This is a genomic window from Paraburkholderia acidisoli (assembly GCF_009789675.1).
Taxonomy (GTDB): domain Bacteria; phylum Pseudomonadota; class Gammaproteobacteria; order Burkholderiales; family Burkholderiaceae; genus Paraburkholderia; species Paraburkholderia acidisoli.
Genome location: NZ_CP046916.1, coordinates 802,519 through 819,640, shown reverse-complemented (window position 1 = coordinate 819,640; position 17,122 = coordinate 802,519). Strand labels below are relative to the sequence as shown.

Genomic DNA, 17,122 nt, shown 5'->3' with positions numbered 1-17,122 from the left:
TGGTGTTGGCTATCGAGGGCGCGGCGGCGGGCGCGATCAGCGTGGGCGGGATCGGCGGGAAAGTCTCGAGGCGGGAGCCTCGGCGCGGCCGGCGGTGCGGTGCATGAAGGGGTGTCTCCGATGGCTTGGATGTTCTGTGCGGGGCGCGTGGCGCCCGCCTTCGCGATTGGCTTTTGTCCGTGTCGATCGACTCGACGCCGACCCGCGAACCGCCATGCATGAGGCGGATTATATTCTTGTCATACAATCCGTCAAGAAGATAAAACACGCATTCGCGGCACAGGTTTAGGCCTATTTTTGAGACGGATGGTCAAGCGTGCCTGGAAAAGCAGGCTAAGGTGTGGTGTCTCGACGCAGGCCGAACCCCTGTTGGGCGGCCGCTGCGAGGCCGCGGCGCCGCAGTTTGCGCCGCATGCGCGCCGATTGTTGGGGGACGGGGCGCTGGGCAGTTCGCGCGCAGGGAGGCGGGACAACCGAATCGCACCACGGGGCCGTGGGCGACCTGAGAGAAACAAAAAAAGAGAACAACAATGCAGACCATCATCAAAGCGGGAGCAAAAACCGCGGGCTTGCTACCCGCGTCGCTGGCGGATACCCAACTCGACCACGTCGAGCGCATGGTGCAGTACCTGACGCACAACATGGCCAGCGCGGTGGATGTCGGTTTCGACTCCGATTACTGGCGCAAACGTCTGCGCACCCTTTCCGACACGTACGACCTCGTCGCGACGCAGCGCAAACGTCTGCTGGGTTTGCTCGACCGGCTCGAACGCGAGATCGTGCTGAACCTGCCGCGCGCCTGAGGCTCGCGTAGCCGGCCTGCGGCAAGCTCACGGCCGCCGCGCGCTCGACAGCGCCGCGGGTAGCGCCGACAATATCCGCCCCCAATGGCAAACGCCGCTCCGCACCGGGCGGCGTTTGCCGTTGGGCCATCGCGTCATGACACCGGGTCAGACGAAGCGGACTGAGCGCACGACAGAGGGCACGCATGCAGGATTTACACGGCGACAATCGCGGTTTCGACACGCTCATCGTCGGCGCCGGTTCGATGGGCATGGCGGCCGGCTACCATCTCGCACGCGCGGGCCAACGGGTGTTGCTCGTCGACGCGGGCGACCCGCCGCACGACCAGGGCGCGCATCACGGCGCCACGCGGCTGATACGCCACGCCTATGGTGAAGGCGCGGCCTACGTGCCGCTCGCGCTGCGCGCGCAAACCCTCTGGGAAGCGCTCGAACGCGACGCGCGAACCACGATCTTCGCGCGCACCGGCATCGTCAATATCGGTTCGCCCGGCGACGCGTTTCTCGGCCAGGTGCAACTGAGCGCCGCGCGCCACGGCCTGCCGCTCGAGACGCTCGACGGCACGCAAGCGAGCGCGCGCTGGCCCGCGTGGCGCCTTGGCGCGCAGCACATCGTCAATTTCGAACCCAACGGCGGTGTGCTCTATTGCGAGCGCGCCATCCGGGCCTACCGCGAACTGGCGCTGGCGCACGGCGCGACGCTGCGCACCCACACGCGCGTCGCGCGCCTCCAGTGGCATGGGGCGGAACAGGTCGAAGCGGTCACGGCGCGCGGCGAGACCTTCGCCGCGCGCGCGTTGATCGTCTGCGCCGGCAAGGCGACGCAACCGCTGCTTGCCGCGCTCGATTGCGCGTTACCGGTGGCACGCGTGCGCAAGACCTTCGCGTGGTTCGAAGCGCCCGGAGGCGTGTTTTTGCCCGAGCGCTTTCCCGGCTTCGCGGTCGCCACCGCACATGGCACCTATTACGGTTTTCCCGATCTGGACGGCAGCGGTCTCAAGGTGGGGCGCCACGACGGCGGCGAACCCGTCGCGGTGGAGGCACCGCTCGCGTCGTTCGGCGACGAACCCGGCGACCTCGCCGATCTCCAGCGCTTTCTGGCGCGGTATCTGCCCGATGCGGGCGCGCTGCGCATGGGCCGCGCGTGCGAATACGACATGACGCCCGACGAGCACTTCATCATCGACCGCGCGCCGGGGCGGCCCAACGTTCACGTCGCGACCGGTTTTTCCGGGCACGGTTTCAAGTTCGCGAGCGCGGTCGGCGAGGCGCTCGCCGAGCGCGTCACGCAAGGCGAGAGCCGCATCGATCTGTCAATGTTTTCGCGCGCGCGATTCGCGCCGGGCGCACCGTAAGCGGCACGTCACCACCGCTCGCGATCCATCGATCAGGATTCCCAATCAATCTTTCCGGTCGGTCGCGCCGCGGCGACCTTTGCGCTTCGGCTGCGGTCCTTCCGGCGCTTCCGGCGTTTCCACCAGCCGCTTGCCGAAGCACAGCGCGCCTTCGCCGTTCGCGGTCTTGCCGCCGAACTTTTCGATCGACGAATAACCGTGGCGCAAGATGAAGTCGATCGCGCGAATGTCGCTGGCCCACACGCGCAGCACGATGCGCCGATACCCCGTTTCGCGCGCCGCGTCTTCGATACTCTCCAGCACGGCCGAACCCACGCCCGACATTTCCGGGCGCCGGTACAGGCGCCGGATCTCCACGGTTTCATACGAAAAGCGCCGGAATCCGCCGCAGCCCACGGGTTCGCCGTGGAGCGTGCGCGCAATGATGAAGCCGCCGCGCGTCGACCGGAAATCCTCGGGATCGAATCCGGCCTGGCCGCTGTCACCATGACGCAGCGCGAGCAGCGCGCCGAGTTCGTCGAGCAGCAAGCGCGCGTCGTCGCTATCGGGATCTTCACGCCGCACGACAATGGCCATGGATGACTGATTCATGTGTTCCTCCCGATGCGCGGATTGTCTGATTAGCAAACCAGTGAACCGGCGAATCAGCAAAGCGGATACCCGCATTCGATACCCGCGCGCCTGGCCGGCGCGCGCTTTCGCGGGCACAGGCGATGCGCTAGAGCCCATGCCTCAACCCTGAGAGGAGCACATCATGAGCATGCTGGATCCCCAAGCGAATTCGGGCGGTGCACGTATTGTCGGCGGTGGTGTCGGCGAAGGTCCGGGCCCGGAAATCATGGCCGCCGACACGCTCGACGGCAACAAGGTCTACACGTCGGATGGCGAACACGTCGGCAAAATCTCCGACATCATGCTCGACGTACGCACGGGCCGCGTGGCCTATGCCGTGCTGTCCGAGGGCGGTTTCCTCGGCATTGGCGACAAGCTGCACGCGATTCCGTGGGGCGCGCTGACGCTCGACACGGCCGAAAAATGCTTCCGCGTCGACATCGCCGCGCAACGCATCAAGGACGACCCGGGCTTCGACAAGGACCATTGGCCCACCATGGCCGATCAAACGTGGGGCACGCAGCTTCACGAATACTATGGCCAGGAGCCGTATTGGCGCGACCTGCACTGAATCGTGCCGCTGAATCGTGCATCAAGCCGCGCGGTTGATATGGGCGGCAACGAGGCGCTGGCCTGTCCAGCGCCTTTTTTGCGTGCGCGAAACGTCGTGCCGATGGCGCCTCGCCTGCGCTTAGCCGCTTAGTCGCTTAGCCGCTTAGCCGCTCAGTTCGCGGGTATCGTCACCACGGGCGCCTTCGCCGTGGTATCGGATTCGGCCAGCGCCATCAGATTTTGCAACACGGTGAACGCGTATTTCGAGTCGAAGTCGTTGCGCGCGACCCAGTACGCCGTGCCTTCGTAATCGATCGCCACATAGGCGCGCGGGTCGGTCTTTTCGCCCTCGTGCACGATGATGATGGGCCGCGTCTCGCCGCCGATCAATCCCACCGTGGCCTTGGTCGAACCGCTCGCGACCTGATCGGCGGGCACCTGCACCTGCGCGCCGATATTCGTGAGGATGCCCAGCACCGAGCGCGTGACCATCGGAATGCGATCGCCGCCCTGCGCGGACGGCCCGTACACGACCTGATACGTGCGCGTATTGCCCGTGAGATGCAGCAACTGGCGCACATGCGCGAGATCGGCCGACACGTCCGGCGACTGCGCGCTGTTCGCCGCGCCTAGCGCCAGATACACGTTGTTGTGGCCGTCCTCGGTACGCGATTCCACGTTCAGCTCGCCCGCCAGTTGCAGGCGGCGCAACGCCTGCAGAAGCTGGAAGAAACCGGGCGCGCCCGCGCTGTCCTCGCCGCCCAGCGCACTGCCGTTTTGCAAACCGCCGATCGACTGCGCCGTGATCCGCAACAGCAAGTCCACGGGAATGCCGCCCTCGGCGAGCGGCAGCACGAGTTCGGGCGCGAGCGGGCGGATATACGCGGAGGCGAACGCCTCGCCCGTGGTGGGCGTGAACGTGAATGTCGGGTGATTCGAGTACGACACGGTGCCGGTGGCGAGCGCGTAATTCGGCTGCGAACCGGTGCCGAGATTGCCGGTCGCGCCGAGCGAAGAATCGAACTGATAAGCCGCGATGATCGAGCTGACCGTAAGGAAGGCGGGCGAGTCGCCGTATCGCAGGCCCACGATGGCGGCAAGAATTTCACGCTTTTTCGCATCGCCAAGGGCGCGTGCGTAATCGACCTGATCGGCGCGCAGACGCGTTGGACCAACGTGGACGCAGGCCGTGCCCAGCAATGCTGAAGACACCGCCGCGAGAACCGTGGTTTTCGAAATCATGAGAGTCCGTTGTCGAATGGGTTCGGCCGGACAGGGAGCAAGCTTCATACCCCGATTTCGTCGATGGCGCCTGGCTTTGCGCATTCGAGGCACTGCGAGGCCCGGGTGCTTTCGCGCGCGTTGCGTTTTGCATGAACACGCCGATACCGCCCGATCGCGGCACGTTTTCTGCGACACGGCGACTGCGTCATGGCATCGCCTGACACCCCGGCACCGAAGCTCAACATCGCCCAGTCCCGCATCGAGGAGGAGTCATGGATCAAACGGATAGATTGACCACGGGGGTCCCGACGCCCGTCCCCGCCGCGGCGCTCACGACGCCGTTCGGACTCGAGCGCGAGGCCGTTTCCTGGGGCGCGATACTCGCTGGCGCGTTCGCCATGGCCGCGTTCTCGCTTATCTTGCTGACGCTCGGCACCGGGCTCGGCCTCACGTCGATCTCGCCGTGGCAGTCGAGCGGCGTGCATGCCAAGACCTTCGGCGGCGCCGTGGTGATCTGGGTGATCGTCACGCAGATCATGGCGGGCGGTCTGGGCGGCTACCTCGCGGGGCGCATGCGGCGGCACTGGCCGCGCATCGGCACGGAGGAAACGCATTTTCGCGACACCGTGCACGGCTTTCTCGCATGGTGCGTGGCGACGATCGTGACCGCCCTGCTGCTGACATCGGCGGTGTCGGGCATCGCGCGCAGCGCGGCGAGTGTGGCCAGCCAGACCGAGGCGCGCATGGTCGCGCTCAATGGCGCACTCGACCGTGGCAACGCGCAGGCGGCGTATCAAATATGGCCGCTCGGCTACATGATCGACGGATTGCTGAGGCCGGTGGCAAGCGCCCCGGCGAGCGCGAATGTGGCCGCCGCCCCGCCGGCGACGGCGAACACCATGGCGACCAGCGGCGATCACGCCGACGCCACCATCGCGACTATCGCCGAGAAGCAGGAAATCGCGCGCATCTTCCTGAACAGCTTGCCCGCTCGCGGCGCGCTCTCGCCGGAAGACACGGCTTACGTGTCGCAGATCGTCGCGCGTCAAACGGGTCTCACACCCGCCGATGCGCAAGCGCGTGTCACGACCACGTGGACGCGTCTGGTCGACAAGGTCAACGCGCTCGACACCGCTGCGCGCGCCGCCGCCGACGAGGCGCGCCGCGTGACGATACACGCCACGTTGTGGTTATTCGTCTCGCTGTTGATCGGTGCGTTCTCGGCTAGCTTCATGGCAACGATCGGCGGCCGGATGCGCGAATTCTGATCCTCTGCATCCCGAAGCATTTCACTGACGCGACTCAACCGGAGACTCATCATGCAATCGATCCTGCTCTATCTGCTTGGCGTGCCCATTCCCATCATCATTCTGATCGCGCTGCTTTGGCATTGATGCGGTAAGGCGCGCCGGTTCGCTCAATCGCTTGTCGCGGCTGGCTTCTTGGCTGGCTTTTCAGCCGGCTCTGCGGCCTGCCTCGAATCGGCCGCGCGCGCGAGCAACACCTCGCGGTCGCGCGCGTTCTGCGTGAGTTCGGCGGCGCGCTCGAACTCCATGCAGGCCTCCGTGTGACGCGAGAGCTTCGCGAGCAGGTCGCCGCGTACGGCCGGGAGCCACGGATACCGGCGCAGCGCGGGCTCCGCGCCCAGCGCGTCGACGACATCGAGCGCCGCCTGCGGCCCGTGCGCCATGCTCACGGCCACGGCGCGATTGAGCCGCACGACCGGCGAGGCATCGAGCGCGAGCAACGCGTCGTAGATCGACACGATGCGCGGCCAGTCGGTGGCTTCGGTGCTCGGCGCGCGCGCATGACAGGCGGCGAGTGCCGCCTGCAACGCATAAGGCCCCGGCGCGCCCGGGCACGACGCGGCCCGTTCGAGCGCCGCCAGCCCGCGACGAATCAGCAGCGCGTCCCAGCGGCCGCGGTCCTGGTCGGCGAGCAGGACCGCGCGGCCTTCGCGGTCCACGCGCGCCCGCAGCCGCGACGCCTGTAATTCCATCAACGCGACGAGACCCTGCACTTCTGCCTCGCCGGGCACGAGTTCCGCGAGCATGCGGCCCAACCGCAGCGCTTCCTCGCAAAGCGTGGGACGCATCCAGTCCGCGCCCGCCGTCGCGGCGTAGCCTTCGTTGAAGATCAGATAGATCGATTCGCACACCGAGGCGAGACGCGGCGCGAGGTCGGCGTGACGCGGAACTTCGAACGGAACTTTCGCGGCCGCGAGCGTGCGTTTCGCGCGCACGATGCGCTGCGCGATGGTCGGCTCCGGCACGAGAAACGCACGCGCGATTTCCGCCGTGGTGAGGCCGCCGAGCAGGCGCAACGTGAGCGCGACGCGCGCTTCCTTCGCCAGCACCGGGTGACACGCGACGAATACGAGACGCAGCAGATCGTCGCCGATCTCGTCCTCGCGCGCGGCGTCCAGTGCCTCGACGAAATCGGGCGCGAAATGCGCCTCCAGCGCTTCGAGATCGGCGCCCAAGGCGTCGTGCGCGCGGCCTTGCGTGGCCGCGCGCCGCAACCGGTCGAGCGCGCGATGTTTCGCGGCGGTCATGAGCCACGCTCCGGGATTCTCGGGTATGCCGCTCGCGGGCCAGCTTTCCAGCGCGGCCACGAACGCGTCCTGCGCGACATCCTCGGCCACGCCCACGTCGCGCACCACGCGCGCGGCATGCGCGATCACCTTCGCGGATTCGATGCGCCACACGGCTTCCACCGCACGGCGCGCCGCCGCCTGCTTCGCGTCGGGTTCGACATCGGGCGCGCGGGAACCGGCCATCAACCGTGCGCGCCCTTTTCGACCGCTTCCGGCGACATGTACATCAGCTCCCAGATGTGACCGTCGGGATCTTCGAAACTGCGGCCGTACATCCGGTCGTCGCAATCGATCGGCGGGCGCTTCGAGGTGCCGCCCGCCGCGAGCGCCTTCTCGACCAGCCCGTCGACCTCCGCGCGCGACTCGCACGAGAGGCAGGTGAGCACCTCGGTGGTTTCGTGCGCGTTCGCGAGCGGCTTATCGGTGAAGCCGCGCATGAAGTCGTGCGTGAGCAGCATCGCGAAGATGTTCTCGCCGAGCACCATGCAGGCCGCCATGTCGTTGGTGAATTTCGGCTCGAAGGTGAAACCGAGCTTGCCGAAGAAGTCCATCGAACGCTTCAGGTCGGCCACGCCCAGATTGATGAAGAGATGCTTGTGCATGAGGTGTTCTCCAGTTGCGATGGCAGGGGATGTCAGGACGCGTTGCGCTCGCTTTCGAGCTTGCGGAACCGTTCGATCGATTCCGAGGGCGGGAAATCTTCGAGTTCGTAAAGCTGGCGCACTTCGATCTCGCCGTCCATCTCGCGGCCGAACGGCGCGGGAAAGCGGCGCGCCCATTCGATCGCCTCGTCGCGCGAGCGCACCTGAATGAGCGTATAGCCGGCGATCAGCTCTTTGGTCTCGGCGAACGGCCCGTCCACGATCGTCGGCTTGCCGTCGTGGTAACGCACGCGGAACCCGCGCGAACTGGGTTGCAGGCCGGACGCATCGAGCAGCACGCCCGCTTTCGTCAGCGCCTCGTGGTAGGCGGCCATTTCGGCGAACAAGGCCTCGTCGGGCAGCATCTCGCCCGATTCGCTGGCCGCATTGGCTCGCACCATGATGATGAATCGCATTGTGTTCTCCTGGATTGGCGTCTTGAACGCAAAGCCGCGCGGTGTTTCCACGCGTTCATCGATACGACGCGCGAGCCCGGTGCGAATCGACAGCCTGCCTGAATTTTTTTGCGATTTTCGATGCGAACCAGGGAAAGTCCTGAGCGAACGCGGCGTGGGCGAGCGCCGCTCGTGCCATCAGCGAAAACACGGCCCGGTTTCGCGCACGTCCACGCTCGCCCATTGCGCGGCGGGACAGCGTTTGGCGATCGCGAGCGCTTCGTCGCGCGAAGCGCAATCGACGAGAAAGAAGCCGCCGATCATTTCCTTCGCCTCGGAGAACGGCCCATCCACCACGCTCGTGCGCCCGTCGCGCACCTGCACGCGGGTGACGTTGTCGTCGGAAGTGAGCGCGTGCGCCTCGATCAGCGTGCCCTGCTCCGCGAGTTCGCGCGCGAACGCGACCATGCTCGCGTAGAGCGCTTCGCCTTCGGGTTGCGCACGCGTGGCGCGCTGGCCGCGCGGCTCGGCGATGAGCAGCATGTAGGGCATGACGATCTCCTTGTCGATGGCTTGAGAGGCACGCAAACGCGGCGGAAACGCGGCTAAGGCGCGCCCGGCGCAAGCAAGGAGTCTAGACGAGAAGCACGCCGCTTTAGTGACGAATCGCGCGCGACCCGAAGCCCCGACGAAGCCCCGACGAAGCCCCGACGAAGATCAGGCGTAGCGGGCGAGAAACAGATCGGCCGACGACTCGGCGACCTGCACCTGCTGTTCCGCGCTGAGCGGCGGCTGGCCCATCGTGACCTGCGGCCAGAACGCGAACGCCTTCACGAGACCATGCAGTTGCTGCGCCGCGAAAGCGGGCTCGGCGGTCTTCAGGCGGCCGTCGGCGGCGGCCTCGCGCACCCAGACCGTGAGGTCTTCCTCGCGCTCGCCGATACGCGCGACCATGTCGCGCGCGCGTTCGGGCGAATGAATGCCGGCTGCGATGGCCACGCGCGCGAGCGACAGGAACGCCTCGCCGTTCATGAGGCGCAGCTTGCGCATAAGCAACCCGACGAGTTGCGCGCGCAGCGGCGTGTCGGCGCGATACGCGGGCGATTCGCCGTCGGCGCTCGCGTCCCAGAGCTGCCGCAGGATTTCCGCGAACAGCGCTTCCTTGCTCTCGAAGTGGTTGTAGACCGTGCGCTTCGAGACGCTCGCGCGCGCGGCAATGCGGTCCATGCTCGTGGCGTCGAAGCCCGCGGCAAGGAATTCGTCGATGGCCGCCGCGACGATGGCCGCGCGTTTGCGGTCGGTCAGGCGTTGAGGGATGGCGATAGTCTCCATCGTCAAATTTTACACCAGACGGTTTACTTTTCTCTCGAATAAACTACACTGTGTAGTCTACTTAATCAATTCCTGACAGGCGATTCTGATGACTTCGCTTTTTGGCTCGCTGACCGATTCGCTGCAACGCCGCCTGGGCGTGACCGCCGCCCGCCGCGGCCGCGCGCTGTCGCACACCTCGCCGCAACACGACGGCGAGCGCTTTCGCAACGCGCGCCCGCGCCCGGTGGAAGGCATCGGCAAGACGCTGAAAATCATGTGGAACATGATTTTCCACAAGCCGGGCGGCACGGTGCCGGCCGCGCCGCTGGTCTTGCACACGCTCACGCGCGCCGACCTCGAAGCCGCCCCCGACCGTAGCGTGTTCCGGCTCGGCCATTCCACGCTGCTGTTCAAGCTGCGCGGCGCGTTCTGGCTCACCGACCCGGTGTTCGGCGAGCGCGCCTCGCCGTTTCGCAGCGTCGGCCCCAAGCGCTTTCACGCGCCGCCCATTGCGCTCGCCGACCTGCCGCCGCTCGCGGGCGTGATCCTCTCGCACGACCACTACGACCATCTCGACCATGAAACCGTGCTCGCACTCGCCGACACCACGGCCCTGTTCCTCACGCCGCTCGGCGTGGGCGACCGTCTCATCGAATGGGGTATCAGCAGCGCCAAGGTTCGCCAGCTCGACTGGTGGCAGAGTGCGAGCGTCGGCGGACTCGAATTCACGGCCACGCCCGCGCAGCATTTCTCGGGACGCAGCCTGTTCGACGGCAACAGTACGCTGTGGGCGTCGTGGGTGATCGTCGATCAGGACTTGCGCGTGTTTTTTAGCGGCGATACCGGTTATTTCGACGGCTTTCGCACCATCGGCGAACGTCTCGGGCCGTTCGATGCGACCTTCGTCGAGACCGGCGCCTACGACCCGCAATGGCCGTATGTGCATATGCAGCCCGAGGAAACGGTGCAGGCCCACATCGACCTGCGCGGCAACTGGCTCGTGCCGATCCACAATGGCACCTTCGATCTCGCCATGCACCGCTGGCAGGACCCGTTCGAGCGCGTGACGGGGCTGGCGCTCGCGCGCGGCGTCGCGCTCTCCACGCCACGCATGGGCGAACGGCTCGATCTGGCCGCGCCGCATCGCGGCGAGCGCTGGTGGCGCGAAACGGCGCAAACCGCCGCCGCGACGGATACGCCGCGCGGCGCGCGACGCTGGTTTGCTTGCCGGGAGGCGCGCGCTTCGTCGTCGCAATCGTAAGTTCCCGCCGCTCACGCGCCGTCGTTAGCAGCCGTTCGTAAGCTCCCTCTCCTATCCTTTCTCTCGTCCCACACGCCCGGCGCCTGCCGCGCGTGTGGGCACGTCTTCTGCGCCGGTTCGCTGCTTTTCCCGATCGCTTAGCCGTTAAGCAAACCGCTTTCCATGTGGTCAAGGGGATTTCCCCAGGCTGACAAGCCTCTCGCCGTGGCATTAAATAAATCAACTTGATTTATTTAGTCGACGACGAAGCTTTCTTGCTTCTTACGCCGGCGCCCTCGAATTCGCTTTGCATGGAATCGGAGTAAGCGCTGAAGCGCTAACTCCGGATCGACCGCTCTGCGTGGGACCGGAGTAAGCGCTGAAGCGCTAACTCCGGATCGACAGGAGGAGACACGTGAGAAGTCCGCATGTCGGGCAAGGCAGCAATTCGGCCAACGTCCGCCGCTTCAACGAACGCCTGCTGCTGCAAGCGCTACGGCGCGCCGGCGAAGCCTCGAAGGCCGATCTCGCACGCCTCGCGAATCTCACGAGCACCGCGGTCGGCAGCATCATCACGTCGCTCACCGCCAACGGCCTCATCGAAGTGACCGGCCGGCGGCTCGACGGTCAGCGCGGCCAGCCCGCCTCGCTCCTGCGGCTCGCCCCGCGCGGCGCGTTCGCCATCGGCGTGCGGCTCGACCGGACCAACATCGAAACCGTGCTCGTCGACTTCGCGGGCCGCATGATCGGCCGCCGCACCCACGACATTCTCCTGCCGCAACCTGCCGTCGCCCAGGACCTCGTGCAAGGCGACATCCGCGATCTGTTAGGCATGCTGACCAACCACGAACGCAGCCGCCTCGCGGGCATCGGCGTGGCGCAACCGTACAACCTCGGCAGCTGGCTGCGCGAACTGGGCCTCGCGCCGGAAGTCTTCCGCGTCTGGAACGACGTCGATTTCGCGGGCGAACTCGGCCGCGCGACCGGCCTGCCCGTGTTCAGCGAGAACGACGGCAACGCCGCCGCCATCGCCGAAATCTTCTACGGCTGCGGACGTCAGCGCGACGACTTCCTCTACCTCTTTCTGGGCGCCGCTATCGGCGGCGGCATCGCCATCGACGGCGACTGTGTGCGCGGCCTCACCGGCAACGCGGGCGACTTCGCCGTGATGCCCGTGCCGCCCAGCCGTCTGCCCTCGGCGCACCGTCCCGACGGCCAGTGGGACATCCTGCTCTCGCGCGCCTCGCTGATCGCGCTGCGCCGCCACCTGCAATACAGCGGCGAAACCGTCGACAGTCGCGCCGACCTCGAAGCCTGCATCGCGCGCGATCATCCGGCCGTGCGCGAATGGCTCGACGACTGTATCGACGCGCTCGCGCCCGCGCTGCGCTCCGCGCTCTGCGTGCTCGACGTGCCGGCCGTGGTGCTCGACGCCGACGTGGACGCGGGCCTGATCGACACGCTCATGGAACGCCTGCGCGTGGCGGTCGCGGCCACGGCGCCCGAAGCACGCGGCACGCCCGCGCTAGTGCGCGGCACCTTCGGCCCCGACGCCGGCGCGCTCGGCGCGGCCACGCTGCCGATGTTCTTCAACTTTTCGCCCCGCGCCGGCATCTTGATGGGCGCCGGCGCGCAAAACCAGGAGGTGAGTCATGCCGCGCTCTGAAACCACGCCGCCGCTGCTCGAAATGCGCGGCATCAGCAAGACGTTTCCGGGCGTGCGCGCGCTCGACAACGTGAGCCTCACGGTCCATCCCGGCGAAGTGCATTCGCTGATGGGCGAGAACGGCGCGGGCAAGTCCACGCTGATGAAGATTCTCTCCGGCGCCTACCAGGCCGACCCGGGCGGCCAGATTCTCATCGAAGGCAAGACGGTCGTGATCGACGGCCCGCTCGCCGCGCGCGAACTGGGCGTGGCCGTGATCTACCAGGAGTTGAGCCTCGCGCCCAATCTCACGGTGGCCGAAAATATCTACGCGGGCCGCGAACTGCGCAAGGGCGGCGGCCGCTTCGGCACCGTCGACCGCCGGGCGATGGAGCGCGGCTGCGAAGACGTGCTGACGCGCCTCGGTGCGAGCTTCGGGCCAACCACGCCGGTGGGCGCGCTGTCCATTGCCGAACGCCAGCTCGTGGAAATCGCGCGCGCCGTGCACACGCAGGCGCGCATTCTGGTGATGGACGAACCCACCACGCCGCTCTCCTCGCGCGAGACCGAGCGGCTCTTCAAGCTCATCAATCAACTGCGCGACGAAGGGCTCGCGATTATCTACATCAGCCATCGCATGGCCGAGGTCTACGAACTGTCCGACCGCGTTTCGGTGCTGCGCGACGGCAGCTACGTGGGCACGCTGATGCGCGACGCGCTCAACGCCGACAGCCTCGTGAGCATGATGGTCGGCCGCGATATTTCGGGCTTCTACAAGAAAGCGCACGCGCCCTACGATCCGGGCAAAGCGGTGCTCACCGTGCGCGACGTGGCCGACGACAAGCGCGTGCGCGGCTGCAGCCTCGACCTGCACGCGGGCGAGGTGCTCGGCATCGCGGGCCTCGTGGGCGCGGGCCGCACGGAACTCGCGCGCCTGATCTTCGGCGCGGAACCGCGCGTGCGCGGCGAGATCGCCATCGACGGCAAAACGCTGCACGTGCACACGCCGCGCGACGCGATCAACGCGGGCCTCGTCTATCTCACCGAGGACCGCAAGCATCAGGGCCTCTTTCTCGACATGAGCGTGCGCGACAACATCAACGTGGCCGTGGCCGGACGCGACGCGCGCTTCGGCGTGCTCGACCTCGCGCGCGGCGGCGAGCGCGCGAAGGAAGCGATCCGCTCGCTGACGATCCGCGTGCCCAGCCCGCGCGTGAACGTGGGCGCGCTCTCGGGCGGCAACCAGCAGAAAGTGCTGCTTTCGCGCCTGCTGGAAACGGCCCCGCGCGTGCTGATTCTCGACGAGCCCACGCGCGGCGTGGATATCGGCGCGAAGTCGGAGATCTACCGCATCATCAACGACCTCGCCAAAACCGGCGTGGGGATCATTGTGATTTCGAGCGAACTGCCCGAGATCATCGGCGTGGCCGACCGGGTGCTCGTGATGCGCGAAGGCGTGTTCGCAGGCGAACTGGGCGGTTACACCGGCAAACCGATCACGCAGGAAGCCATCATCGAACTGGCCACGGGCTCGCAAGGCGCGCTCGACGAAGCCGCCTGACCTTTACCGCCTACGCTTCAGTATTCATCAGGAGTCCGTCATGAAAAGCATTCTTCCGCGCCACGGCGTAGCGGCGTCGTCCTCGCAATCGAAGCAAACACCCGGTGGCCACGCGCTCGACGGTCATCGCGCGCGCATGAAGTCCTTGATCCGCACGGCGGGCATGCTGCCCGTGCTGGTGCTGCTGTGCATTGGCTTCGGCTTTCTCACCGACGGCTTCTTCACGCTCGAGAATCTTTCGATCGTCACGCAGCAGGCGTCGATCAACATCGTGCTCGCGGCGGGCATGACCTTCGTGATTCTCACGGGTGGCATCGACCTTTCGGTGGGCTCGGTGCTCGCGGCGGCCGCCATGGCCGCGATGATCGGCTCCAACATTCCGCACTGGGGCTGGCTGGGCGTGCCCTTCGCGCTTTTCGTGGGCCTCGGCTTCGGCGTGCTCAACGGCGCGCTGATCTCGCTCCTGCGCCTGCCGCCGTTCATCGTCACGCTCGGTTCGCTCACGGCCGTGCGCGGCGTGGCACGCCTGATGGGTCACGACACCACCATCTTCAATCCGCAACTGCCGTTCGCGTTCATCGGCAACGGCACCGTGCTCGGCATTCCCTGGCTCGTGATCATCGCGCTCGTGGTGGTGGCCGCGTCGTGGTTCGTGCTGCGCCGGACGGTCCTGGGTCTGCGCATCTATTCCGTGGGCGGCAACCCGGAAGCGGCGCGCCTCTCGGGCATCAAGGTCTGGGGCATCGAAATGTTCGTCTACGCGATTTCGGGTCTGCTCGCGGGCCTGGGCGCGGTGATGTCGGCGGCGCGGCTCTATGCGGCCAATGGTTTGCAACTGGGCCAGTCATACGAGCTGGACGCCATCGCGGCCGTGATTCTGGGCGGCACGAGTTTCGTGGGCGGCGTGGGTTCGATCGTCGGCACGCTGATCGGCGCGCTCATCATTGCCGTGCTCACGAACGGCCTCGTGCTGCTCGGCGTCTCGGACATCTGGCAGTACATCATCAAGGGGCTCGTGATCGTGGGCGCCGTGGCCCTCGACCGCTATCGCCAGCGCGGTTCGGCTCGCACCTGATTTTGTGCAAAAACCGCTTTAAACAAACACTTTTCGCAACGGCATCACACACCGGGCGCGGGCCGTTCGCCGCGCTCGCCAAGCAGTGAAATCTCAGGAGACAACCTCATGTTCAAGAAGAAAGCCGTTCTCGCCGCTGCCGCACTCACCTTTGGCTTCGCCCTGCAAGGCGCGCATGCCGCCGACAAGCAGCTCAAGTCGATCGGCATTACCGTGGGTTCGCTTGGGAATCCTTACTTCGTGACGATCGTGCAAGGCGCCGAGGCGAAGGCGAAGCAGATCAACCCGGCCGCGAAGGTCACGGCCGTTTCCGCCGACTACGATCTCAACAAACAATTCACGCAGATCGACAACTTCATCTCGGCGCACGTCGACATGATCCTGCTGAACGCCACCGACCCGAAGGCGATCCTGCCCGCCGTGAAAAAGGCGCAGGCGGCCGGCATCGTGGTGATGGCCGTGGACGTGAGCGCGGCCGGCGCCGACGCCACCGTGCAGACCGACAACGTGAAAGCGGGCGCGATCTCGTGCGAATTCCTCGCGAAGAAGCTCAACGGCAAGGGTAACGTGATCATCGAAAACGGTCCGCAGGTCTCCGCCGTGATCGATCGCGTGAACGGCTGCAAACAGACGCTCGCCAAGTCGCCGAACATCAAGATTCTCTCCGACGACCAGGACGGCAAGGGTTCGCGCGAAGGCGGCATGAACACCATGCAGGGCTACCTCACGCGCTTCCCGAAACTCGACGGCGTGTTCACCATCAACGACCCGCAGGCGATCGGCACGGATCTCGCGGCGAAGCAACTGCATCGCCCCAATATCGTGATTACGTCCGTGGACGGCGCGCCCGATATCGAAACGGCGCTCAAGAGCGACACGCTCGTGCAGGCCTCGGCGAGCCAGGACCCGTGGAAGATGGCGCAAACGGCCGTGCAGGTGGGCTACGAGATCATGAACGGCAAGAAGCCCGCGAATCCGCTGATCCAGATGACGCCGCAACTCGTCACGCGCGACAACGTGGGCAGCTACAAGGGCTGGTCGTCGCCGCACTGAGCAACGCGCGGCGGACCTTGAAACGCCGTGCTTACGCGAGCACGGCGTCCTTCGTGACCACGCGGCGCGGAATGATCTTGAGGTCGTAGAACGTATCCGCGATCTTCTGCTGCTGCGCGATCACGGCCGCGTCGATGGGGCGGTACTCGTGCGCATAGTGCTTGAGGCCGCTCTCGATCGTCGCGGCGTCCAGCCCCTGGATGGGAGCCAGTTTCGTGGCCGCGGCCGCCGTGTTCGCGCGCACCCACTGCCCCGTCTTGCCGAGTTCGTCGAGCGCGATCGCGAGCGCGTCCTTGCGCTTTTCCGCGAATTCGCGCTGGCTCAGGAAGAATTGATGATGGCTCGCCACGCCGCTCGCGTCGGCCACGAGGCGCGCGCCGTCCTGCGCTTCCACGGCCGCGAGGAACGGGTCCCAGATCGCCCATGCGTCGATGGCGCCGCTTTGCAGCGCGGCGCGCGCGTCGGCGGGCGCGAGATACACGGGCTGGATGTCGGTGATCGACAAGCCGTTCTTTTGCAGCAGCGCGACGATGAACCAGTGCACGTCCGAGCCGCGATTGAAGCCCACCTTCTTGCCCTTCAGTTCGGCGACCGTGCGGATCGGCGAGTTTTTGGCGACCACCACGCCCTCGGCGTGCGGCGTCGGCAATTCATAGGCCGTGTAGACGAAATCGGCGCCCGCGGCCTGCGCGAACACGGGCGGCGCTTCGCCCACGTAGCCGAAGTCGATCGCGCCCACGTTCAGGCCTTCGAGCAATTGCGGGCCGGCGGGAAATTCCGTCCACGAAACCTTGATGCCTTGCGGCGCGAGACGTTGTTCGAGCGTGCCGTTGGCCTTCAGCAGCACGAGCGTGCTCGCGGCCTTCTGATAGCCAATACGAAATTGATCCGGCTGATACTTCGCGAACGCGAGTTTGGGCACGGCGGCGCTGGCGAGCGTGGCGCCCAGCGTGGCGAGAAATTGGCGGCGGGTGTGAGTAGCGCGAGTCATCGTGGTGCGTTCCGTTATTGTCGGCGCGCCTGAACGGCGCCGCCATCGAACGACCGATGCTACCG

The 17,122-nt window shown here is 66.4% G+C and carries 16 protein-coding genes and 1 pseudogene; 9 read left to right on the top strand and 8 right to left on the bottom strand.

Annotation, left to right across the window (positions count from 1 at the left end):
• Positions 1-530: 530 nt before the first annotated feature.
• Together FAZ98_RS32565 and solA are read left to right on the top strand one after the other, a co-directional pair.
• Positions 531-803, top strand: coding sequence for a hypothetical protein (locus FAZ98_RS32565; protein WP_158957920.1), 273 nt, complete (start codon positions 531-533; stop codon positions 801-803).
• A 185-nt stretch (positions 804-988) separates the two neighbouring features.
• Positions 989-2,158 (top strand): N-methyl-L-tryptophan oxidase, encoded by a 1,170-nt coding sequence (solA, locus tag FAZ98_RS32560; RefSeq protein WP_158957918.1) that lies wholly within the window; start codon positions 989-991, stop codon positions 2,156-2,158.
• A gap of 45 nt (positions 2,159-2,203) precedes the next feature.
• On the opposite strand, the gene FAZ98_RS32555 is transcribed toward solA, so the two are convergent.
• Positions 2,204-2,749: a GNAT family N-acetyltransferase gene (locus FAZ98_RS32555; protein ID WP_158957916.1), complete on the bottom strand. Its 546-nt coding sequence runs from the start codon at positions 2,747-2,749 to the stop codon at positions 2,204-2,206.
• Between the two features lie 163 nt (positions 2,750-2,912).
• Here FAZ98_RS32555 and FAZ98_RS32550 point away from each other — a divergent pair, with 163 nt between their 5' ends.
• Positions 2,913-3,341, top strand: a complete 429-nt coding sequence (locus FAZ98_RS32550) for a PRC-barrel domain-containing protein (RefSeq protein WP_158957914.1) — start codon at positions 2,913-2,915, stop codon at positions 3,339-3,341.
• Positions 3,342-3,493: 152 nt separating this feature from the next.
• On the opposite strand, the gene FAZ98_RS32545 is transcribed toward FAZ98_RS32550, so the two are convergent.
• A complete protein-coding gene (locus FAZ98_RS32545; protein ID WP_158957912.1) occupies positions 3,494-4,564 on the bottom strand; it encodes a hypothetical protein in 1,071 nt (356 codons plus the stop codon).
• 254 nt (positions 4,565-4,818) lie between these two features.
• Between FAZ98_RS32545 and FAZ98_RS32540 the strand changes: the two genes are divergently transcribed.
• A complete protein-coding gene (locus FAZ98_RS32540) occupies positions 4,819-5,814 on the top strand; it encodes a hypothetical protein (RefSeq protein ID WP_158957910.1) in 996 nt (331 codons plus the stop codon).
• 149 nt (positions 5,815-5,963) lie between these two features.
• Here FAZ98_RS32540 and FAZ98_RS32535 read toward each other — a convergent pair whose 3' ends face one another.
• The 5 genes from FAZ98_RS32535 to FAZ98_RS32515 all read right to left on the bottom strand — a co-directional run bounded on the left by FAZ98_RS32535 (position 5,964) and on the right by FAZ98_RS32515 (position 9,510).
• Positions 5,964-7,325 carry an RNA polymerase sigma factor gene (locus FAZ98_RS32535; protein WP_158957908.1) on the bottom strand — a complete coding sequence of 454 codons (1,362 nt, stop codon included), beginning with the start codon at positions 7,323-7,325 and terminating at the stop codon, positions 5,964-5,966.
• A complete protein-coding gene (locus tag FAZ98_RS32530; RefSeq protein WP_158957906.1) occupies positions 7,325-7,744 on the bottom strand; it encodes a VOC family protein in 420 nt (139 codons plus the stop codon). Before FAZ98_RS32530 ends, FAZ98_RS32535 begins: the two co-directional genes overlap by 1 nt.
• Positions 7,745-7,776: 32 nt before the next feature.
• A complete protein-coding gene (locus tag FAZ98_RS32525; protein WP_158957904.1) occupies positions 7,777-8,199 on the bottom strand; it encodes a YciI family protein in 423 nt (140 codons plus the stop codon).
• Between the two features lie 177 nt (positions 8,200-8,376).
• Positions 8,377-8,730, bottom strand: coding sequence for a YciI family protein (locus tag FAZ98_RS32520; RefSeq protein WP_158957902.1), 354 nt, complete (start codon positions 8,728-8,730; stop codon positions 8,377-8,379).
• 165 nt (positions 8,731-8,895) lie between these two features.
• A complete protein-coding gene (locus tag FAZ98_RS32515; protein WP_158957900.1) occupies positions 8,896-9,510 on the bottom strand; it encodes a TetR/AcrR family transcriptional regulator in 615 nt (204 codons plus the stop codon).
• Between the two features lie 88 nt (positions 9,511-9,598).
• Here FAZ98_RS32515 and FAZ98_RS32510 point away from each other — a divergent pair, with 88 nt between their 5' ends.
• The 5 genes and pseudogenes from FAZ98_RS32510 (at position 9,599) to FAZ98_RS32490 (ending at position 16,066) form a co-directional block, all read left to right on the top strand.
• Positions 9,599-10,753: an MBL fold metallo-hydrolase gene (locus FAZ98_RS32510; protein ID WP_158957898.1), complete on the top strand. Its 1,155-nt coding sequence runs from the start codon at positions 9,599-9,601 to the stop codon at positions 10,751-10,753.
• Between the two features lie 394 nt (positions 10,754-11,147).
• Positions 11,148-12,398, top strand: a complete 1,251-nt coding sequence (locus FAZ98_RS32505) for an ROK family transcriptional regulator (protein ID WP_158957896.1) — start codon at positions 11,148-11,150, stop codon at positions 12,396-12,398.
• Positions 12,385-13,938 carry a sugar ABC transporter ATP-binding protein gene (locus tag FAZ98_RS32500; protein ID WP_158957894.1) on the top strand — a complete coding sequence of 518 codons (1,554 nt, stop codon included), beginning with the start codon at positions 12,385-12,387 and terminating at the stop codon, positions 13,936-13,938. Before FAZ98_RS32505 ends, FAZ98_RS32500 begins: the two co-directional genes overlap by 14 nt.
• Positions 13,939-14,062: 124 nt before the next feature.
• Positions 14,063-15,013, top strand: a pseudogene (locus tag FAZ98_RS32495) (ABC transporter permease subunit); the annotation flags it as partial.
• Positions 15,014-15,121: 108 nt separating this feature from the next.
• Entirely contained in the window at positions 15,122-16,066 is a 945-nt protein-coding gene (locus FAZ98_RS32490; RefSeq protein WP_158957890.1) for an ABC transporter substrate-binding protein, read from the top strand.
• A gap of 31 nt (positions 16,067-16,097) precedes the next feature.
• Here FAZ98_RS32490 and FAZ98_RS32485 read toward each other — a convergent pair whose 3' ends face one another.
• Positions 16,098-17,057, bottom strand: a complete 960-nt coding sequence (locus FAZ98_RS32485; protein WP_158957888.1) for a sulfonate ABC transporter substrate-binding protein — start codon at positions 17,055-17,057, stop codon at positions 16,098-16,100.
• Between the last annotated feature and the right edge of the window lie 65 nt (positions 17,058-17,122).